Here is a 20,062-nt window from a genome sequence, read left to right on the forward strand (position 1 = left end):
CCGGGCCCTCCCCTTGTCCGCCAAGGTGTACGGCGTACACCTTGGCACACCATAGGTGTACTCCGTACACTCGTCAAGGTGAACCAGCCAACGGACGGGGAGCGCCGGACCCCACTGAGCCGGCAACGGGTCCTGGAAGCAGCGGTGTCGCTCGCCGACGCCGCCGGAACGGACGTGCTGAGCATGCGCAAACTCGCCCAGGAACTGGGCGTGGTGCCGATGGCGCTCTACAAGCACGTCGCCAACAAGGACGAACTCCTCGACGGCATGGTGGATCTCGTCGTCGCCGAGATCGGGCCGCCGGGTGCGGGCGAATGGAAGAGCGCGATGCGGGCGCGCATTCTCGGCGCTCGCCGGGCGCTGCGCCGGCACCCCTGGGCGGCCCGCGTGATCGAGTCGCGTACCGCTCCGCCCCCGGCGCTGCTCGGCTACCTCGACTCGATGGCCGGCATGTTCAGGGCGGGAGGCTTCTCCGTCGCCCTCACGCACCACGCGATGCACGCGATGGGCAGCCGGCTGCTCGGCTTCAGCCAGGAGCTGTTCGACGACACCGGCGCGGCCCCCGATCCCGCGTTCGTCCGGCAACTGGCACGCGCCTACCCGCACATCGCGGAGATCGCCGGGGCGGCGGCCGGACATGACGCGGCCTCGACCGTGGGCGCCTGCGACGACCAGGTGGAGTTCGAATTCGCCCTGGACCTGCTGCTGGACGGCCTCGAACGGCTGAGGGCCGCCGAAGCGTGATCAGCAGCAGCCAGCAGGGGCGGGCGGCGGCGGTCGCGGCCGCCCGCCCCCGGCTGCTGGACTACCGGTGCTGCGCCGGGCGCGGGAAGCGCTCCCGCATCCCGTCGATGCAGATGTCGCGGGAGGTCGGGCCGCCGAAGCGCAGACGGTCGTAGGCGGTGAACGCCGGCTCCAGCGCGTCCAGTTCGTCGATCAGCGCGTGCAGCCGCGACGACCACGGCGCGGACCCCGCGTCGGACTCGTCGGGTGCTGCGCTGATCGCGGCCGTCAGCGCGCCCTTGCGCCGGATGGTCGCGGGCGTCACCGAGTGCAGGCACACGTACTGCCCGCTCAGGTAGGCCGACCACTCCTCCCGCCCGGCCTCCTGATCCGCCCAGTGGCCGACGAACCAGGCCTCCAGCCGGTCCGTCCCGCCCGCCTCCTCGGCGAGTGCGAACAGGTCCGACGGCACCATCTCCGCGCCGTCCGAACGCAGGTACCCCGGCAGCGGCAGCAGGCCCGCCAGCATTAGCCGGCGGGTCGCGTCGGCGGAGTGCCCCGGGGCTGCGCACAGCTCCTCCAGGGCGATGAACTGCCCGCTGACGTAGGCGTCGTCGGCCTCCGTCATCGGATGGACGCCGTTGACCTCGACGAAGCGTGCGGCGAGTTGCTGCTTCAGGTCACTGTCCGGCATGCGTGGGCCCCCTTGCTGTCGTGCGCACGGCTGCCTCCTGCCGAGCTGTGGGCAGCGTATCGCACGTATGTTCGACCAAGAGGGGGGTCCTGACGGTTGGCCCGCCGTCACACCCCGACCGGCTGGGCGCTGTCGGCGCTGTCGTCGATCAATGTCCACGGCTGGGGTGTGGCGAGGGCCAGGCGGGGCCGGGTGGTGGCCCAGTGGCGGACGGCGGCCGCCATGACGGCGGCGGGGTCGGTGACCGTCCGGGTGGGGGTGAAGGGCCGGCCCATGCTGGTGTAGCTCTGGAACATGGCGAGCAGTTTGACCGCCTGGCTCTGCACCGGTGAGAGGTAGCGGTCCGCGAGCGGCAGGAAGAAGCGGTCCCAGCTGTCGCCCGGGACGATGCGCGGCCGCTCGATCGGCGGTACGCCGGCGGCCCGGCGGACGTCGTTGAGGGTGCGGCAGATGGTGTCGAGCAGGGTGTCCAGCGTCAGGCTGCCGGGGCCGGCGGCGATCACCTCGGTGCGCGGGGTGCCGGGCGGCTCGGCGAGGACGGCCGCGGCGACCGCTTCGGCGACCTCGTCGACGGGGCTGATCTCGGCGTAGCCGCCCGGGTCGCCGACCACCACGGCCGCCAGCCCGGACACCAGGGCCTGGAGCATCGTGTACGGGCCGGAGAAGCGGGAGATCTCGCCGGAGCCGCGGCGTCCGACGATCAGCGGCGGGCGCACCACCGTCAGCGGTCCGGGGTGCTCGGCGCGGACGACCTCCTCGCACCTGGCCTTGGACCACTCGTAGCCGTTGCGGTAGCCCTCGAACTCCGCGCCCCGGAGGTCCTCGGGGTTGCGGACCCCGCCGACGTACGCGGTGGAGAGGTGGACCAGGTGGGTGCCGCGGTCGGCGAGGGCCAGCACCGCCCGCAGCGGGTCGATGTTGGCCCGGACCGCCTCCTCGCGGCCGAGGGTCCACCGGGTGGTGGCAGCCGAGTGCACGATGACGTCCCAGTGCCCGGCGAGGTCGGCGGGCGGCGGCTCGGCGCCGATCCGCCAGCGGAGCAGGGTGTCGTCCGCGGCCCGCCGGGCGACCCGGGTGAGGGTGAGGCCGGGGGACGCGCGGTGCGGGCCGAGCCGGTGCACGACCTCGGTGCCGACCACTCCGGTGGCTCCGGTGAGAAGGATTCGCATGGGTGTCATCTCTGCTGGGGCGTACGGGGATGCGGTGCGGCGCCGGGGGACGGCGGGCCGCCGCCGTCCCCCGGCACGAGGACCAGGCAGGCGTTCTGGCCGCCGAAACCGAAGGAGTTGGAGAGGACCGCCGCGCGGGCGATGCTGCGCGGCGCCCCGACCACCAGGTCCACCAGGTCGGCCTCCGGGCTGGCCCGCAGGTTGGCGATCGGCGGGACGCTGCCGCGGGCGGCGCACAGCAGGGCGAGCGCCGCCTCCAGCGCGCCGGAACCGCCGATCAGGTGCCCGGTGACGCCCTTGACGGCGGTCACCGGCGGCGACTGGCCGTGGAAGCACCGTTCGATAGCGCGGGCCTCGGCCCGGTCGTTCAGCACGGTGGAGGTGCCGTGGGCGTTGATGTGGCCGATGTCGGCGGTGGACAGGCCGGCGTCGGCGAGGGCCTGCCGCATGCAGCGGCCCGCGGTCGCGCCGTCCTCGGTCGGGGCGACGATGTGGGAGGCGTCGCAGTTGTCGGCGAACCCGGCGACTTCGCCGTAGATCCGGGCGCCGCGCGCGAGTGCCAGGTCCCACCGTTCGAGGACCAGGACGGCCGCGCCCTCGGCCATCACGAAGCCGTCCCGGTCGGTGTCGAAGGGGCGGCTGGCCCGCTCCGGGTCGGCGTTGCGCACGGACATGGCCCGCATCCGGGCGAAGGCGCCCATCACCACGGTGGTGACCGCCGAGTCGGTGCCGCCGGCGAGCGCCGCGTCGAGGTCGCCGTACCGGATCTTGCGGGCGGCCTCGCCGACGGCGGTGGTGCCGCTGGCGCAGGCGCTGGCGTACGTGGTGCACGGCCCCCGGAACCCGTAGCGCATGGCCAGCCGGGTGGCGGGCGAGTTGGCCATCGTCCTGGGCACGGTGTGGACCGGCATGTCCCTGGGGCGGGCGGCGTGGCTGAGGGTGACCTCCTCCATGCTGGGCAGACCGCCGATCCCGGTACCGATCTGGACCCCGACCCGCTCCGGCGTGAGGCCGGCCGGCAGTACGGCGTCCTCGACGGCGTCGGTGGCGGCGCACAGCAGGAGCCGGGTGGTCCGGTCGATCTGGCGCGACTCGCGGCGGGTGAGGTAGGCGTCGAGATCGAACTCCGGTACCAGGCAGGCGAAGTGGACCGGCAGGTCGGCCTCGATCAGGCGGGGGACGGTCGCGGCGGTGGACCCGCCCTTCAGTACCGCGGTGTAGGCCGCCTCCAGGTCGTTGCCGGCCGGCGACTTCAGGCCGATGCCGGTGACGGCCACCCGGTGGCCGCCGGAGGGGTGCCGGCGGGTCATGAGCGGCCCGCCGTACGTGCCTGGAGCAGGTCGATGGCCTGGCCGACGGTCTGCGCGGCGGTGAGGTCCTCGACCTCGATCCGCAGCCGGAGGGAGCGTTCCAACCGGGCGCCGACCTCCATCAGTTCCAGGCTGTCGATGCCGTAGTCGACCTCCAGGCTGGTCTGTTCGCGGACCTCCTCGGCCTCGGTGCCGAGCACGTCCGAGATAACCGTCCTGACCAGCAGTGACAGTTCTTCGCGAGTGGGCATGTCCGTCGTTCCTTCCGTGCCGGTGGCGGTGCCGGTGGTGGGCTCAGGGGGAGGGTCCCGTGGTGCCGGGCCCGATCGGTCCGGCGCCGCGGGTCAGCGGCCGGCCGCCGCCAACGCCGCGTCGAGGATGCGGACCGCCTCCGCGAGGTCGCCCGCCGTGGTGACCAGCGGCGGCAGCAGCCGGATGGTGGTGGGCCGGCTCAGACAGGGCGAGACCAGCAGGCCGGCGCCGGCGAGTTCGGCCAGCACCGTGCCCGCCGCTTGCGCGGAGGCCAGGTCGATCCCGCGGAGCAGACCCGCGCCGCGGACGGCCCGCACCACCCGCGGATGGTCCGCGCGCAGCCGTTCCAGGGCGGTGTCCAGCAGCAGCGACAGCCGGTGCCCGTGCGGAGCCAGCTCCTCGATCGCGTCGAGGGCGGCGGGCAGCGCCGCGCAGCTGAGCGGGTGCCCGCCGAAGGTGGCGGAGTGCAGGAACGGATCCGCCGCCAGCGGCGCGTACAGCCGCTCGGAGCAGACCAGCGCGGACAGCGGGACCACTCCGCCGCCCAGCGGCTTGCCGAGCAGCACGGCGTCCACCGGCAGCCCCGCGGCGAGGGCGACCGAGCGCTCGCCGCAGCGGCGCAGCCCGCACTGGATCTCGTCCGCGATCACCATGGCGCCGGCCTGTTCGGCGTCCGCGCACCAGCGCCGCAGCACCTCGGCAGGCAGCGGGACGGCGCCGTTCTCGCCCTGCACCGGTTCCAGGACGACGGCGGCCACCTCCGCGGCGCGCACCTCGTGGAGCACGGCGCCGGGATCGGCCGGGTCGACGTGCACCACGTCCACCGTGCAGCCCAGCAGGCCGCGCCGGTACAGCGGGTGGTGGGTCAGCGCGAGCGCGCCGGCCGACTTGCCGTGGAAGCCGCCCTCGACCGCCACCACGCGGCTGCGGCCGGTGGCGAGCCGGGCCAGCTTGACCGCGACCTCGACGACGTCGGCGCCGTTCAGTCCGAAGTACACCTTGGGCAGCGTGCCGCCCAGGTACGCGGCCAGGCAGGCGGCCGCCTCGGCCGCGACCGGGTTGGCCAGGCTCCGGGTCGAGGTCGGCATGGTCTCCAGCTGGCGGCGGACGGCGGCCGCCACCGCCGGGTGGCGGTGCCCGAGCAGGGTGACGGCGTACGAGCCGAAGTCGAGCACGGACCGGCCGTCGGAGAGCGTGACCCGGCAGCCCTCGGCGCCCGCCTCGACGGCTCCGCGCCCGGCGAAACCGCCGGTCAGCGCGAGCTTCGGCGACAGGTGCCGGCGCAGCCGGTCGAAGGTCAGGGCGGCGGCGGACCCGGTGGCCGGTCCGGTGATCGGTCCGGTGGCGGCCAGGGTGTCGCCCGCGGTCACGGTGTCGACGGCGGTCACGGTGTCGGCGGTCACGGCGTGGCCTCCTGGAGGGCCGGCGACTGCGGCCCGGGGCCGGGCGCCTCCGAGAGCGGCCGCTCGGGGGCGCGCTGCGCCAGCAGGCGCCGTTCCAGGGCGGCGAGCATCTGCGCGGCGTTCTCCTCGAGGGCCCGTGAGGCGACCGGGTTGAGCATGTCGGCGAGCAGGGGGATGCCGATGTCGAAGTCGACGTGCAGCGAGACGGTGCTGCCGCCGCCAGGCGCGGCCGCCACCGCCCAGTGGCCCACGAACTCGCCCAGGTCGCCGGTCAGCTGGTGGAAGTCGAAGCGACGGGCGCTCGGGTCGAGCCGGTCGGCCTCGGTCCACCGCAGGACCGAGTCCTCCAGCCGGACGGCCCAGGCGGTGGTGCGGTGGTGGCCGTCCGGCTGCTCGGTGACGACGACCGACTCGACGCTGTCCATGCAGTGCGGGTAGCTCTCCACGTCCACCACCGCCGCCCAGGCGGCGTCGGGCGGGACGGCGATCTGCAGTTCGACGTCAACTCGTGGCACGGGGAGACCTTTCTTCGTCGGGCCCGAACGGGTCGGCGCCCGCGGGCGGGAGATGGGGGCCGAGCGCGGCGGTGCGCGCGGCGGCCAGGGCCGGGGGCAGCAGCCGCCGCAGGACGGCGCGGGGGAGGCGGCGGGTGTGCGTCATCGCGTACCACTGCTCGACCAGTTCGCAGCCGAGTTCGACCTTCGGCCGGTAGGCGGTCTGGGCGAAGCGGATCCGGTCGCAGCCGGTCTCGATGGCCAGCCGGATCGCCGCGTAGTGCACGTTGTGGTACAGCCGCGCCTGGTGGGCGATCCGGTAGTCCAGGCCGATCCGGGCGCCGGTCGCCCCGGTCCCGGCGAACAGGCAGAGCAGGAAGGCGACCAGGCGTTCGCCCTCGAAACAGGCCACCAGCCGTCGCCGCAGCCCGGGATCCGCGTGCACGGCGGCCAGGAAGGAGGCGTCGAGCACCTCCAGGGTCTGGTCAGCCCGGTCCATCACCTGCCGGTAGAGGCCGAGCATCTCCGGCAGCAGGTCGGCGAAGTCCTCGCGGACCTCCGTCCGCAGCTCCGGGTGGGCCCGGAATTTGCGGATCTTGCTGCGGGCGTTGCGCCGCGGCCTGGCCGGCAGGGCGGTCAGGTACTCCTCGAACGAACCGTGCCCCAGGGGGAGTTCGGTGTCGGGCAGGCTCGGCAGGAAGAAGAACCCGGCGCCGTCCAGCGCGGCGCGCAGCGGCGCGAGCCCGGCCGCGGTGAAGTCCTTGAACACCACCGTGCCCAGCCGCTCGCGCCGTGCCAGGTCGAGGACGCCCGCCACCAGCAGCCGCCAGACCTCGGGCGGCGGCGAGCCGTCCACCAGCACGTGCCCCTGCCCGAGCAGGTTCCCGCAGAAGAGCATCGGCACCCGCAGCAGCCGCGGGAACAGGCGCCGGACCGGCGCGAGCAGACGCCGCTCGCGCGGACCCACCACGTCGTCCAGCCGCAACTCCCGGAACAGGCACAGCGGCAGCACCGCGGCCACCCCGGCGTCCTCGCGCACGACCAGGTAGGAGTACGCATCCGGCCCGATCCGGGAGCGCTCCATCGCGGTGAACAGCGACCGGGACCACATCGGGTCGTCGCCGGGCGCCAGCCGCTCCCAGAGCCCCGGGGGCAGCGCCTCGACGCCGGACAGCACCTCGACCCGGTACCCCGGGCGGGGGACCGCCGGTGCGGCCGGTGCGGCCGGTGCGGCCGGGACTGACGGGACTGACGGGACTGACGGGGTTTCTCGCCGCACTGCGGTCACCTGCTCACGGTCGTCGGCGGCGGACTGCCCACCACGCGGTACGGACGGCGTCACCCGATGCGCAGCGGACGGCCGTCGAGGAACTCCCGCAGCGGCCCCGCCATCCGGGCGCGGGACGGCGGGTGGAAGGTCAGGCCGCCGGCGGCCGCGGCGAGGTACGCGCCGTCCGGCGACCCGATGAACGCCATGCCGCCCAGCGCCGCCAGGCAGCCCGCCGTGGTGCGGGCGATCGCGTCCTGGGCCGCGTACCGGGCGTGCAGCGCCTGGACCAGCAGCGTGTCGGTCCACGGCTCGCTCTCCATCGCCCGCGCGACGGCCTCCACCGCGAGCATCGCGGCCCCGACGTCCACCGTGTACGCGGTGGGGTCGTCCTGCCCGCCGCCGGGCCGCTCCAGCACCCGCTCGACCAGCCCGCTGGCCACGCCCAGGTACCCGGCCGTCAGCAGCAGCTCGAACCAGAGGAACCCGGCCACGTTCAGCGCGTCGGGGACGGCGTCGGCGGTGACGTCCGTGAGCACCACCTGCTCCGGGTCCAGCGCCACGTCGGTCAGCACCACCTGCTCGCTCTCGGCACCGGCCAGCACCGGCGTACGCCAGAACGGCCGCACCTCGAGACCGGGCGCGGTGGCCGGGACGAGCGCGATGGCGAGCCGCTCGACCCCGTCCTCGTCCGCGAGCAGGACCGACGCGGTCAGCAGATCCATCGAACGGGCCAGGCTGCACGGCATCTTGCGGCCGTTCAGCACGATCCGGCCGCCGCGGCGCTGCGCGGTGATGTGCGGGCGCAGGATGTTCTGCCCGGAGTTGCCCTCGGCGAAGGCGGAGGCCAGCAGCAGCCGCTCCCCGGCCACGGACTCCAGCAGCACACCCTCGAGGCCGGAGCCGTACTTGGCCGCCTCGGCGAGGCCGGCGACGGAGAAGTGGTGCATCGTGGTGGCCACCGCCAGCGACGGGCAGCGCGCCCCGATCGCCCGCTGCACCCGGACGGCCTGCAGCGCGCTCGCCCCCGCGCCGGCGTGCTGCGCGGGCACCAGCAGCGCCGGGCCGCCGGCCTCCCGGAACGCGCGGACGGCCGGGCTGGGAGCGCGCTCCAGCTCCGCCAACGGGATGCGGGCGAGCCGCTCGTCCAACCCCGGCATGAAGGTCTCCAGGGATGCGCGTTCGAGCTGCAGGAAGTTCATCGCGGACCTTCTCGGGAAGTGGCCGGGGTCGGGTGGGTGGGCGGTGGCGGTTCGGGGCGGTGGTGGTTCGGGTCGGCGGCCGGCCCTCAGCCGGTGGTGGCCAACGGCAGGTCGTCGAACGACCGGAGGGTGAGCGCGGACCGCCGCACGGGCCGGCCGGCCAGGGCGAGGTCCGGGAACCGCCGCACCAGCCGGCCGAGCAGCGCCGCGGCCTCCGTCCGGGCGAGCGTCGCACCGGGGCAGTGGTGCCGGCCCGCGCTGAAGCTGAGGGCCTTGTTGTCGGGCCGCCGGACGGTGAAGCGGTCCGGCTCGGGGTGCCGGCCGGGGTCGCGGTTGGCGGCGGCGAGCACCGTGGTCACCGAGCCGCCGCGGGGGACCTGCACCCCGGCCACCTCGACCGGTCGGGCGGCGATCCGCTCCGTCAGCAGCACCGGGGAGTCCCACCGCAGCGACTCCTCGATGGCCGCAGGGACCAGCGCGGGATCGTCCCGGACCAGGGCGAACTCGCCGGGGTGGCTGAGCAGGGTGTGAACCGTCGTGCCGAGCAGGGCGGTGGTCGTCTCGAAACCGGCCACGAACAGCAGCAGGAGCAGGTCGGCCAGTTCCCGGTCGGTCGGCGGCGGATCGACGGCGTGGCGCTGCTCGAGCAGGGCCGAGGTGAGGTCCTCGGCCGGGCGGGCGCGGCGCTCGCGCAGCAGCGCGCCGAAGAACTCCCGCAGCTCCACGACGGCCCGGTCGGCCCGCGCCCAGTCCTCCGGGGTGCGCACCGGCTCCAGCAGCCGGCTCGCACCCCGGCCCAGGCGCTCGAACCGGCCCTGCTCGGCCCGGGGCACGCCGATCAGGGTGCCGATCAGGGTGACCGGCAGCGGACGGCCCACCAGTTCCTGGAAGTTGGCCGTGCCGCCCGAGGAGGTCGCGTCCGCGAAGGCGTCCAGCAGCTCCTCGGTGATCTTCTCGGCGGTCGCCTGCAGGGCGGCGACCTGCCGGGCCCCGAGCGCGCCGGCGACCAGGCCGCGCAGCCGGCTGTGGTCGGGGCCGTTGGTACCCAGCAGCGAGGAGTAGAAGAACTCCGCGGCCGGCCTCGCCCGCTGGTCGGGAAACGCCTCGGCGCACCACTGCCGGTCGGGCACCAGGAATTCGGGACCGGTGAGCACCTGCTGGCAGTCGGCGAAGCGGGTCAGCACGTGGGAGCCGAGCGTCTCGCTCAGGTGGACCGGACGGGTCCGGCGCAGTTCGGCCAGCGCGGGATAGGGGTCGTGGCTGCCTTCCGGCGTGAAAATCGACAGAAGGTTCGACTCTGCGTCCATCGATCTCCAGGTCGGCTCGGGCAATTCGCAACAGGCAGGATGGAGAGTACACGAAATGCTTCGGCGGATCCGGATGTCAAAAAGTGTGCGCGGCGCGGGAATTCACCGGTATTCCGTATGAAGATCGGAGAGATCGGACCATGTGAAGCGGCGCGGGCGCCGCGGGCCGGGGGAACTCGCCGGGGCGATCGTCGCGGAGGCCGAGCGGCTGCTCGCCGGTCCGTGGCCGCCGCCCGAACCGCGGTGAAGCGCCGGACCGTTCCGCCGGTGGGAACGGTGACGGGGGCGGGTGGCTCGGACGGTTCAGCTGTGGCGGGCGGTGTCGTGGGCGGCCAGGGCGGCGCGCAGGGTGAGCTGGTCGGCGCCGCGTGCGGCGTCCAGGCCGGTGAGGTCGGTGACCCTGCGCAGGCGGTAGTCGACGGTGTTGGGGTGGACCTGGAGCCGGGCGGCCGCCCGGCGCCGGTCGAGACCGCAGGCGAGGAAGGCGCGCAGGGTGCCGAGCAGTTCGGCCCGCCCGGCCAGTGGTGCCAGCAGTGCGGCGAGTCTGTCCCGGGCCGGGCTCGGCCGGCTCAGCTGGTACTCCAGCAGCACGTCGTCGAGGAGGTACAGCCCGGGCCCGCGACCGGAGGCCCGCGCCACCTCCCGTACCTCGCCCACCAGGCGGGCGGCGTCCGCGACGCCGTCGGGTGCGGCGGCGGCCGCCGCCACCAGCAACTCGGCGCCGCACACCCGCCCGAGGTGGTCGACCAGCGCGGCGAGCCGGTCCCGTTCCGGGCCGGACAGGGCGGCGGGCGGGCCGCCGGCGGACGGTGTGTCGGCGTGCGGTGCGTCGCAGGGGATCAGCACCAGCCCGCCGTTCCCGGACAGGACGGACAACGGGACGCCCGTGGTGCGGTGCTGCAGTTCGTTGCGCAGCCGCCGCAGTTTGCGTCGGGCGGCGACGGCGTGGTTCACGCCGGGCAGCAGTTCGTCGGGGTGCGGCCCGAGGGTGATGCCCAGCACCAGGTAGCAGGCGGGCAGCGGAAGTCCGGCGCGGTCGGCCGCGGTCCGCGGGTCGCCGCCCTCCAGCAGCCGGGACAGCAGGGACTGCCGGGCGACCTGCTCGTCGCCCAGCGCCGCCTGACGCTCCTGGACGTACCCGGCCGCGACCGCGCAGCTCACCAGCCGGAGGTAGCCGAGCAGCCGCTGCTGGACCAGCAGCACGTCCGGCAGGTCGCCGGGCCCGGCCGCCGCGAGGACCCGCTCCGCGCACTCCTGCGCGCCGAAGTGGTAGGCCCCGACGACGGCCTCCAGCGGGACGCCCTCGTCCGCGCGCCTGGCCGAGGACTCGCTGATCCGCGCCAGTTCGGCGTCCGCCGGCAGGTCGCCGGTGCGCAGCACCTCGGTGAAGGCGCGGATGCCGCGGTCCACCTCCCGGGTGATCTCGCCGCGCAACTGTTCGGTGGGGAGCGCCCCGTAGGCGGGGAGCCGTTCGACGAGCCGGGCCATCACCGCGGGCGCGAGGGCCGGCGCGGCGGCCCGGAGCCGTTCGTGGACGGGGAGGCCGCCGATCTGCGGTGCCGGGTCGTGCCCCGTCGCGTTGGATGCGGTCACAATCCACCTCGCGAATCTCTGTTGTCCGGCCCGGGGACACGGCGCGATACCGCCGTCATCATGTTCTCCAGGACGTTACTTACCAGTTGGTAACACGCCCGCCGGTTGGACCACCAGAGGTGCGCAGACCCCGACCGCACCATCCACCGGCCCCCCACACCCGCACGTACCGGAGGACCGCCTTGCCCGCGCGAAAAGCCGCCGCGCCCCCACCCCACCGCCTCCGCCGACCACGGCCCGCCCGGCCCGGCACAGCTGCTGCCCCGAGGTCCTGACACCGTGACGCCATGATGCCGTGATGCCTTGACGCTCCGGTGTTTCTGACGCCCTGACGCCCTGACGCCTGACGTCCCGATGTCCTGCTGCCCAGGCGCCGTCGTCACCCGCCCGGGGCGCGTGCCCGTGCGGCGCCACCCGCGCCTGCCACGTCACCCCTTCGTGCCCCCGCACGGCCGCGCCACCCACGGCACCCCGCACCTTCACCAGATCCTGATGATCCCATCCCACGAACCGGGGGAGTCATGCGCAAGAACACGTCCCGGCTGCTGTCCGCGGCCGTCACCGCCGCCCTGGCCGCAACGGCCGTCGCCGCCACCGCAGGCCCGGCCTCAGCCGTTGCCGGAGCCGCCGCACCGCGGGTCGCCGCGGCGAGCGACCCGTTCTACACCTACGACGGCAGCACGCCGCTGGCGTCGCTCGCACCGGGCACCGTGCTCAGGACCCGGACCCTGCCGTACCACGTCCTGGGGCTCCCCACCCCGGTGACGGCGGTCCAACTGCTGTACCGCACCACCGACGCCCAGGGCCGCCCGTCCGCCAACGTCACCACCGTGGTGAGAAGCCTGACCGGTGACGGCAGCAAGGCGGTCTCGTACCAGTCGTTCTACGACTCCCTCAACCCGCAGGACAGCCCGTCCCGGGCCGTCGCCGGTGACCTCACCCTCGGCGGCCTGATCCCGAACGCCGAGTCGCTCTTCCTGGTGCCGCTGCTCCTGCAGGGCTACAACCTCGTCATCCCGGACACCGAGGGGCAGTCCGCGGACTTCGCGGCCGGCCCGGAGTACGCGACCACCACCCTCGACTCGATCCGCGCCGCCACCAGGTCCGCGGCCACCGGGCTGGACTCCGACACCGCGTTCGGCCTGATGGGCTACTCCGGCGGTGCGATCGCGACCGGCTGGGCGGCCGCGCTCGCGCCCGCCTACGCCCCCGACGTCAACCGCAAGCTGGTCGGCTTTACCGAGGGCGGCCTGCTCGTGGACCCGGCCCACAACCTCAAGTACGTGGACGGCTCGCTGGCGTGGAGCGGTGTCATCCCGATGGCGGTCATCGGGGTCTCCCGCTCCTTCGGCATCGACCTCAAGCCCTACCTGAGCGACTACGGCCTGACGGTCTACCAGCAGCTGGAGCACGGGTCGATCATCGACGCCGTCGGCCACTACCCGGGGCTGACCTGGAAGAAGATGGCGAAGCCGCAGTACGCCGACCCGAACTCGGTGCCCGCCTTCCTCGACGCGGTCAACCGGATCAACCTCGGTTCTGCCGCCACCCCGACCGTCCCCGGCTACATCGCCCAGGGCAACGGCGGCGTCCTGGAGGGAACCCTCGGCAGCCCGGCGGGCATCGGCACCGGCGACGGCGTGATGGTCGCCGGAGACGTCCGGGCCCTCGCCCGACAGTACTGCGCCACCCGCAACGGCGCGATCGAGTACCAGCAGTTCGACCTGCTCAGCCACGTCGGCGTCCCCGCCGTCTGGGCACCCCTCGCGCTGGGCTGGCTGAACGACCGGTTCGCGGGCCGGACCGCCCCCTCCGACTGCGGCCACATCCCCGCGGGCAACTCCCTGGCCCCGGAACAGCCGGCACCGGCCTCCTGATCCGGGCCGCTTGTCCGGTACGGCGACGGGTCCTCGGGAGGTGCTCCCGAGGACCCGCCGTCACCGGGGTGTCAGCACCACGCGTCCTGGGACTCCCACAGCGTGCCGCCGTTGGCGTAGTCGTGCATCGTGCCGGTGGCCATGCAGTTGTTGACCGTCGCGTAGGTCCCCCACTGGTCAGGGGAGGCCGAGTGGATGTCCACGTACGCGTCCACGTTCTTGGAGGAGGTCGGGCCGCTCGCGGTCACCCTGCCTTTGCCCCAGGGCCCTTCGAGGTCGACGTACACCCGCGTGTTGTGGGTTTGGCGGTAGGTCTCGTCCCACTGGAAGTGGGCCTCGGCGGTACCGCAGTTGTTGTAGAGCTGGACGACCTGGCCGACGTACTGGCCGCCGATGTGGATGCCGGCCCCGGTGCCGATGTAGATCCAGTTGCAGGACCGGGCGTTGGCGGGTGCGGCCGGGGCCGCGGCAGCTGCGGTGGTGGTCATGGTGAGCGCCGAGGCCGCCGCGACGGCTGCGGCGACGAAGGCATGGCGAATGCGCATGAGCGCTACCCCCCCGTAGATGTTCCCGGCCGGGTGGCCGGGGCTCAGCAGGAGCGTAAGGAGCGGACACGGAGGACCGGCAGGCGCGTTCCAGCCAACTCGCTTGCAGGGCAGTCCAGTTGGCCGGATCCACGGTTCGCGGAGATCGGCGGCGGGCCCGCCGTGGCCCTGTTCGCCGTCTCGGGCCGTCCGTACGCATCGTCCCGTTCTTCGGGCCTCGGGCCTCGGGCGGTGCCGTGGCCCGGGTGGGCGTTCGGCGCCGATGCGGGCGGGGTGCGAGGGTCCCGCGGCCGAAGCCACGTCCGTGGCGTGGGCCGGCAGCGACAAGGGGGAGGCAGTGCCACGTGCGCGATGGGGTGGTGGAGGGGGCGGAGGGTGAGCGGCGGGGCCGGTGGGGCGTCCCGGTGACTTCAGGGGACTCGCCCTGGTGATTCTCATCGTGGTGGTGGTGGGCCTCGGGCCTGCCCTGTTCATGACGGTGTGGGCGCTGTGGAGCTGGGCGCACGGAACTTCGATGCCGCCGGGGAGGCTTGACGGCGGGCCGTGAGCACGCTGCCCCGGCGGGGGGTCACTTTGTTAAACGGACCGGCAGTCCGTATGCTTCAAGCCATACGGACCGCCGGTCCGTTTGCGTGTCGGAGTCCCGGCCGGACGGGCCGCGACCCGCCGTGATGTCGAGCAGAACGGAACCCTTGACCATGACCACCCCCGTGACACCCGCGGAGCTCTACCAGCACGGTCTGCAACTGCTGCTGGACAAGGACGTCCCCGCCTGGGTGGAGCTCTGGCACGAGGACGGCGTCCTCGAATTCCCCTTCGCGCCCGAGGGCTGGCCCTCGCGCCTCGAAGGGAAGGCCGCGGTCGGCGCCTACATGCGCGACTACCCCGACCACATCGACCTGCACGAGTTCCCCGAGGTGACGATCCACCGGACGATGGCCCCCGGGACCATCGTGGTGGAGATGCGCGGCGTCGGCCGGCTGGTGAAGACCGACAGCCCCTTCGAGATGACCTACATCGCCGTCGTCACGGTCGAGGACGCCCTCATCACCTCCTACCGCGACTACTGGAACCCCCTCGCCGTGTCCCTGCCCGGCGCCGACTTCGCAGGAACGCACTGATGACGACCACCGCCCGCACCACCCTGGTCACCGGGGCCACCGGCACCACCGGCCGCCGCGTCACCGCCGGCCTGGCCGCCGAGGGCCACCGCGTCCGCGCCACCAGCCGTACGGCCGCGCCGGTCGAGGGGGCGCAGAGCGTCCGCTTCGACTGGAACGAGCCCGCGACCTGGGACGCCGCGCTCGACGGTGTCGACCGCGCCTACCTCGTCCCGCCCGTCGGCTCCTCCGACCCGGCCGCCGTCATGGTGCCCTTCCTGCGCCGGGCCCGCGCCGCAGGAATGCGCCGCGCGGTGCTGCTCAGCTCCTCCGCGATCCCCGCCGGCGGTCCGGCGGTCGGCCGGGTCCACCAGGTGCTGCCGGACCTGTTCGAGGAGTGGGCGGTGCTGCGGCCGTCCTGGTTCATGCAGAACTTCACCGGCGACACCCCCCATGCCCGCTCCATCCGCGAGGAGGGCGCGATCCGCACGGCCTGCGGGCAGGGACGCGTCGGGTTCGTCGACGCCGCGGACATCGCCGCCGTCGCCGTCCGCGCCCTCACCGACGACCAGGCCGCCAACACCGACCTGGTCCTCACCGGGCCGCAGGCCCTGAGTTACGACGAGGCCGCCGCGGCCATCGCCGAGGTCACCGGCCGGCCGGTCGTGCACCGGCACCTGACCTTCGAGCAGCTGCGGGACCGCTGGGCAGCCGAGATCCCGCTCGAGTTCGCCACCATGCTGGCCGGCATGGACCGGGCCATCGCCGACGGCGCCGAGGACCGCACCACCGACACCGTCGAGCGCCTCACCGGCCGCCCGCCGGGTACGTTCCGCGACTTCGTCGAACGGGAGGTCCGGTGAACGGCTGAGCGAGGACGCCGCCGCGGCCGTGGCGCGGACCGTCACCCGTGCGGACCGGCGGCATATCATTCCCGGGGGCCGGGACGGCCCGACGACCTAGGAGGACCCGTGGCCCAGCGCACCGGCCGCACCGGCAGCACCGAGCGCCCCGAGCGCGCGGACGCCCTACGCAACCGGGAAGCCGTCCTGGCCGCCGCCGATGCCCTCTTCGCCGCCAGCAGCAGCCCGCAAGCGGTGTCGATGGACGAGATCGCCGCGGCCGCGGGCGTGGGCAAGGGCACCCTGTTCCGCCGCTTCGGCGACCGCGCCGGCCTGATCGGCGCGGTGATCACCTCGCGCCTGGAACCCCTGCGCCGAGCCGTGCAGGACGTGCAGGAGCAGCACGCGCAGGAGCAGGACGCGGCCGGGACCGGGCCGCGGCAGCAGGTGCTGGACCTCCTCGATGCCGCGCTCAGCTTCAAGATCGAGAACCGGAACCTGATGTCGGCCGCCGAGGACGCCGGACTCAGCAGCCCGTACCAGGCGGAGCACTACGGCTGGTGGCACGGGACGCTGCGTGCGGCGCTGGAGCGGGTCCCCGGGGTCCGCAACGCGGACTTCACCGCCCATGCCCTGCTGGCCGCCGTCCGCGCCGACCTCGTGGCACACCTGATCGACGATCAGAAGATGACACCCGCGGACCTGCGGTCCTCGCTCGCGGCCCACGTGGAGAACGTCCTGGGCCGCCCCGGCCCCACCCCGTAGGGCGCGGGATCCGGGCTCACAGCGGGGTGAGGACGTCCGGGTGGGTGCCGTCGAGGACCAGACCGTTGTCCCAGCGGACGCGGACCGTCGCCAGGTTCCCCCGTTCCCGGTGGGCGGTCCACTGCGGCTCCAGTGCGGCGATCTGGGCCTCCAGGCGGTCGCGGCTCGCCTCGGGCATGGTGTGGCCGTAGTCCGCGAACAGGGCGGCGAGCCGCTGGTACTCGCGGACGTCCTCGCTCTCGGGGAGCTCCCCGTCCACCCGCTCGACCGTGCCCTCGAGCCCGGCGCCCAGCGACAGGAACCCGACGGCCGCGGCGGGATCCCCGGCGACCGCCTCACCGATGCCGAGGTCCTCCGCCAGCCTGACGCGCCGGCCTTCCTCCAGGGTCATCCGTTCTCCACCTCTCACTCGATCCGGGCCACGGGCGCAGCAGGCCCGCCGGTACCGGCCATCCTGCCGTTCACCGGCCATTATCCGGTCGGGCGGGCCCCGCTACGGGCGCGGGTGGCCCGTTCGGCGGTCGCCGCCACGGGACGGGCCGAACGCGGCGAGGATCCGGGCGGTCTGCTCCCCGTCGGCGCCCTCGACCTCGATGCTGCCGCTCACGTGCAGGGCACGCCTTAGCCCGGACTCACGGCTGTTGCACTTGGCGGGCGTGGCCTGGTTGCCCCACGGATACCGGTCACCACGGGGGCCGCGAGCGGCTTTCTCCCACTGCTGGCCGGTCGGCAGCTCCTTGCCCGCCCAGCTGGCGTAGGCGGATGCGCCACATAAATCCAGACGGCCGACCAGAACATGAGCGGGACCAGGCCCACCAAGAAGCGGTGAAGGTCAACGAGGCGCTGCACATCCTGACCGACAGCTCCAAACGGCTCGACTACGACCAGAGCCGGCGGCAGACGACCGCGGGTGCCAGTTCGCGAGCCGCCGGGTCAGCCCGCCCACATCCAGAGCCGCCGGCCCCAACGCCACCGCCTCCGCCGCGGATCGTGGTGCTTCATCCTCGAACAGTGGACTTCGGGACGGTTTTCATCGGCGGCAGACCCAGGCAGCAGCTTGTGACGCTGAGGTTCAGCGATGGCTCGCGCTATATAGAGAGAAGCGTTCGCCAGCTGGTAGCCCAGCTGATTGCAGTGGATGAGGGATGAGTCGCCTCGCTGGATGCTCCTATAGACGTCAAGCTGCAGGAGCGAGGTCGGGTTGAGTGATCTGTCCGGCTGGTGTGGTGGTCAGGGCGCGGTAGATCTCGCGGGCGACGAATCGCTTGAGGCAGCGGGTGATGTCCTTCTTCGACAGTCCCTCCTTGGTGCGGCGGGCGACTTAGGCCCGGGTGCGTTCGTCGTAGCGCATCCGGACCAGGACGATGGTGTGCAGGGCGTTGTTCGCGGCCCGGTCACCGCCTCGGTTGAGGCGGTGACGATGGGTGCGGCCTGAGGACGCGGGGATCGGGGCGACTCCGGCCAGGTGCGCGAACGCGCTCTCGGAGCGCATTCGTTCAGGGTTGTCCCCGGCCGATGCAAGGAGCTGGCCGGCGGTCTCGGGGCCGACGCCGAAGAGTGCGACCAACTCCGGCGCGGCCTGGCGGACCAGCGGGCCGATCTCGGTGTCGAGTTCGGTGATCTCCTCGTCCAGCGCTTGGTGGCGGCGGGCCAGGCGCCGCAGGGCCGCCTTGGTCGCGGCCAGTGGTGTCGCCAGGTCCGCGCCGGGCCGTAGCCTGGCGAGCGTGCTCATCAGGGCGGCCCGTTCCAGCCCCGCGAGCTGCTCGCGCAAGACCGCGGGGGCGGACACGAGCACGCTGCGGATCTGGTTCATCGCCTGGGTTCGGGCCTTGACCGCGCTGCGGCGGGTGACCCGCAGCACGCGCACGGCCTCGACCACCCCGTCGCGGCTCTTCGGGATGCCGGTGGCCCGTCCGGAGGTCACCGCCGTTGCGGCGGCGTAGGCGTCCATCGGGTCGGACTTTCCCCTCAGCCGCCGGGTTTTGCGGTCCGGCCGGTCGACGTCGACGACCGTGACCCCGGCGGCGGTCAGTACTCGGGCGAGTTCGGCGCCGTAGGCGCCGGTGCCCTCCACCCCGACCGCTGCCAGAGCGCCGTGCGAGCGCATCCAGTCCAGCAGGTCCCTGCAGCCGCGGACGGTAGCCGGGAATTCCCGGTCGGCGAGGTGCCTGCCCAATGGGTCGATCACCGCCGCGTGGTGGGTCAGGCCGTGGGTGTCGACTCCGCCGGTGATCTTCGGGCCGTCGTGCGTCATGCTGGTCATGTCCGTCCTTGCCTCTTGTCCGAGCCGAGGGCGGCACGCGCCGGTCGGACGGGTGGACAAGACAGTGACGGGGCCTCTGGCCAGGCTCCTATGAAGTCACAAACGCCCGTCCGGCCGCGTGCGTGGTGATGTCGCCAACGGGCCGACAAATCCCGAACAGGACAGCTGAAGCGTCAGTCAGGCCAAGGGTCAGACCCGCCAGCAACATCACCACGGACATCATCACTGTCAGGCCAGTGGTCCTGGCTTCGCCTTCTTCGTTCCTTCGCATAGCCAATGAAGAACACGAAGAGAGCCTTGTGGCCGATAGATGGGGCAAATACCCCGATCACGATCCACGTGGTGCCCCACCAGCCGTGGCCGTCGCCAGGCTCAAAGACTGGCACCCAAAGAAAGTTGGTGGCGAATAGGGAGAACCATTCGCCTAGTTGCTTGGGGAACCGCCCGGCGCGGAACTCGAAGTAGATCGTCAGCGCTGCGTACGAGATGAACATGTAGACATTGACGACCCAGAGTATGGGGCTCATGTCGGAGTTTATCTCAACGAACTTAATCTGATACGGCCACTCGTACGCCATGATTATGGCGAGGACCATCAGTGGAATAGCCCGTCTGATGTCCCGCATAACGGTGTCGATCTTCTGTTCGTGGCGCAGGGCGAAGTCTCCAAGCCCCTCGTACATGGGGTTGGATGCCGTCGCTGGGTCCAGTCCCCGCCGGGCGCGGGCCGCGCCAGCGAAGCCCTCCTCTGGAGTGGTGCTGCGCACCCGCATCCCAGCTGTATCGACGTACGCCTCGACCTCGGCGATGAAGCCCCGGATGGTGTCGTGCGACAGGCACGAACTCAGCGGAATCTGGACCCAGGACGGTGGCTCGGCGGCAGCCCGTAACTCCTTGGTGAGGTTCACCCAGAAGATCGCGTCCACGTCCGGGTCGTAGACAAACCCCATCACGGGAATCCGGCTTTGCTTCCAGTCCTCGAGGTGTTCTTCGACCGGGATGGCGTAGCCGCGAGCGCGCTTGTACTTCTTGCCACTCTTCACCTGCACGGCGAAGTAGTGGCCGGTCCGCTTGCCGGCCCGCGTTACGTTGATAAAGAGATCTTCGCCGTGGTCGTTGCCGCCGTCGATTTCCTGGACGATGTGCTCGTGATCTTCAAGCAGCGTGCGGACGGCGTTGACGCCCGCCCTTTCGATGCGGCGGCTGGGACGGATGGTCGCCACGGCTATCCTCTCGTTCGACCTGACGACAGTAGC

At 73.0% G+C, this 20,062-nt stretch carries 18 protein-coding genes and 2 pseudogenes; 5 read left to right on the forward strand and 15 right to left on the reverse strand.

Features of this window, described 5'->3' with window-relative positions; translation table 11 throughout:
- The first annotated feature begins 78 nt into the window (after nucleotides 1-78).
- Nucleotides 79-744 carry a TetR/AcrR family transcriptional regulator C-terminal domain-containing protein gene (locus tag AB0D08_RS14695; protein ID WP_033825178.1) on the forward strand — a complete coding sequence of 222 codons (666 nt, stop codon included), beginning with the start codon at nucleotides 79-81 and terminating at the stop codon, nucleotides 742-744.
- Between the two features lie 61 nt (nucleotides 745-805).
- On the opposite strand, the gene AB0D08_RS14700 is transcribed toward AB0D08_RS14695, so the two are convergent.
- From AB0D08_RS14700 to AB0D08_RS14745, 10 genes are all read right to left on the reverse strand, one after another.
- Nucleotides 806-1,417, reverse strand: a complete 612-nt coding sequence (locus AB0D08_RS14700; RefSeq protein WP_033825177.1) for a DUF6058 family natural product biosynthesis protein — start codon at nucleotides 1,415-1,417, stop codon at nucleotides 806-808.
- 107 nt (nucleotides 1,418-1,524) lie between these two features.
- Nucleotides 1,525-2,586: an SDR family oxidoreductase gene (locus AB0D08_RS14705; RefSeq protein WP_359888800.1), complete on the reverse strand. Its 1,062-nt coding sequence runs from the start codon at nucleotides 2,584-2,586 to the stop codon at nucleotides 1,525-1,527.
- 5 nt (nucleotides 2,587-2,591) lie between these two features.
- Entirely contained in the window at nucleotides 2,592-3,896 is a 1,305-nt protein-coding gene (locus tag AB0D08_RS14710; protein ID WP_359888802.1) for a beta-ketoacyl-[acyl-carrier-protein] synthase family protein, read from the reverse strand.
- Nucleotides 3,893-4,147: an acyl carrier protein gene (locus AB0D08_RS14715; protein WP_082527164.1), complete on the reverse strand. Its 255-nt coding sequence runs from the start codon at nucleotides 4,145-4,147 to the stop codon at nucleotides 3,893-3,895. Before AB0D08_RS14715 ends, AB0D08_RS14710 begins: the two co-directional genes overlap by 4 nt.
- Before the next feature lie 93 nt (nucleotides 4,148-4,240).
- On the reverse strand, nucleotides 4,241-5,551 hold the full coding sequence (locus tag AB0D08_RS14720) for an aspartate aminotransferase family protein (protein WP_359888806.1): 1,311 nt from the start codon (nucleotides 5,549-5,551) through the stop codon (nucleotides 4,241-4,243).
- Nucleotides 5,548-6,066 (reverse strand): SRPBCC family protein, encoded by a 519-nt coding sequence (locus tag AB0D08_RS14725; RefSeq protein ID WP_051814160.1) that lies wholly within the window; start codon nucleotides 6,064-6,066, stop codon nucleotides 5,548-5,550. Before AB0D08_RS14725 ends, AB0D08_RS14720 begins: the two co-directional genes overlap by 4 nt.
- A complete protein-coding gene (locus AB0D08_RS14730; RefSeq protein WP_359888809.1) occupies nucleotides 6,053-7,222 on the reverse strand; it encodes a GNAT family N-acetyltransferase in 1,170 nt (389 codons plus the stop codon). The genes AB0D08_RS14725 and AB0D08_RS14730 overlap by 14 nt, the downstream gene beginning before the upstream one ends.
- A gap of 161 nt (nucleotides 7,223-7,383) precedes the next feature.
- A complete protein-coding gene (locus AB0D08_RS14735) occupies nucleotides 7,384-8,514 on the reverse strand; it encodes an acyl-CoA dehydrogenase family protein (protein WP_359888812.1) in 1,131 nt (376 codons plus the stop codon).
- A gap of 86 nt (nucleotides 8,515-8,600) precedes the next feature.
- The gene (locus AB0D08_RS14740) at nucleotides 8,601-9,821 is read right to left on the reverse strand and encodes a cytochrome P450 (protein WP_359888815.1); all 1,221 of its coding nucleotides are present in this window, start codon (nucleotides 9,819-9,821) and stop codon (nucleotides 8,601-8,603) included.
- A 303-nt stretch (nucleotides 9,822-10,124) separates the two neighbouring features.
- On the reverse strand, nucleotides 10,125-11,414 hold the full coding sequence (locus AB0D08_RS14745; RefSeq protein WP_359888817.1) for a helix-turn-helix domain-containing protein: 1,290 nt from the start codon (nucleotides 11,412-11,414) through the stop codon (nucleotides 10,125-10,127).
- Nucleotides 11,415-11,935: 521 nt separating this feature from the next.
- Here AB0D08_RS14745 and AB0D08_RS14750 point away from each other — a divergent pair.
- A complete protein-coding gene (locus AB0D08_RS14750; RefSeq protein ID WP_359888820.1) occupies nucleotides 11,936-13,291 on the forward strand; it encodes a lipase family protein in 1,356 nt (451 codons plus the stop codon).
- 71 nt (nucleotides 13,292-13,362) lie between these two features.
- On the opposite strand, the gene AB0D08_RS14755 is transcribed toward AB0D08_RS14750, so the two are convergent.
- Nucleotides 13,363-13,836: a hypothetical protein gene (locus AB0D08_RS14755; protein WP_359888823.1), complete on the reverse strand. Its 474-nt coding sequence runs from the start codon at nucleotides 13,834-13,836 to the stop codon at nucleotides 13,363-13,365.
- Nucleotides 13,837-14,534: 698 nt separating this feature from the next.
- Between AB0D08_RS14755 and AB0D08_RS14760 the strand changes: the two genes are divergently transcribed.
- The 3 genes from AB0D08_RS14760 to AB0D08_RS14770 all read left to right on the forward strand — a co-directional run bounded on the left by AB0D08_RS14760 (nucleotide 14,535) and on the right by AB0D08_RS14770 (nucleotide 16,543).
- A complete protein-coding gene (locus AB0D08_RS14760; protein ID WP_359888826.1) occupies nucleotides 14,535-14,957 on the forward strand; it encodes a nuclear transport factor 2 family protein in 423 nt (140 codons plus the stop codon).
- Complete coding sequence (locus tag AB0D08_RS14765; protein ID WP_359888829.1) at nucleotides 14,957-15,799, forward strand: NAD(P)H-binding protein; 843 nt, start codon at nucleotides 14,957-14,959, stop codon at nucleotides 15,797-15,799. The genes AB0D08_RS14760 and AB0D08_RS14765 overlap by 1 nt, the downstream gene beginning before the upstream one ends.
- A 108-nt stretch (nucleotides 15,800-15,907) precedes the next feature.
- Entirely contained in the window at nucleotides 15,908-16,543 is a 636-nt protein-coding gene (locus AB0D08_RS14770; RefSeq protein WP_359888832.1) for a helix-turn-helix domain-containing protein, read from the forward strand.
- Between the two features lie 16 nt (nucleotides 16,544-16,559).
- On the opposite strand, the gene AB0D08_RS14775 is transcribed toward AB0D08_RS14770, so the two are convergent.
- From AB0D08_RS14775 to AB0D08_RS14790, 4 genes and pseudogenes are all read right to left on the reverse strand, one after another.
- Nucleotides 16,560-16,934 (reverse strand): hypothetical protein, encoded by a 375-nt coding sequence (locus AB0D08_RS14775; protein WP_359888834.1) that lies wholly within the window; start codon nucleotides 16,932-16,934, stop codon nucleotides 16,560-16,562.
- Nucleotides 16,935-17,165: 231 nt separating this feature from the next.
- Nucleotides 17,166-17,309: pseudogene (locus AB0D08_RS14780) on the reverse strand (SUMF1/EgtB/PvdO family nonheme iron enzyme); the annotation flags it as partial.
- 411 nt (nucleotides 17,310-17,720) lie between these two features.
- Nucleotides 17,721-18,806 (reverse strand): annotated as a pseudogene (locus AB0D08_RS14785) (IS110 family transposase).
- Nucleotides 18,807-18,979: 173 nt separating this feature from the next.
- Nucleotides 18,980-20,029: a DUF4365 domain-containing protein gene (locus tag AB0D08_RS14790; RefSeq protein WP_359888837.1), complete on the reverse strand. Its 1,050-nt coding sequence runs from the start codon at nucleotides 20,027-20,029 to the stop codon at nucleotides 18,980-18,982.
- Nucleotides 20,030-20,062: the final 33 nt, after the last annotated feature.

This window comes from Kitasatospora sp. NPDC048540 (genome assembly GCF_040651175.1).
Taxonomy (GTDB): domain Bacteria; phylum Actinomycetota; class Actinomycetes; order Streptomycetales; family Streptomycetaceae; genus Kitasatospora.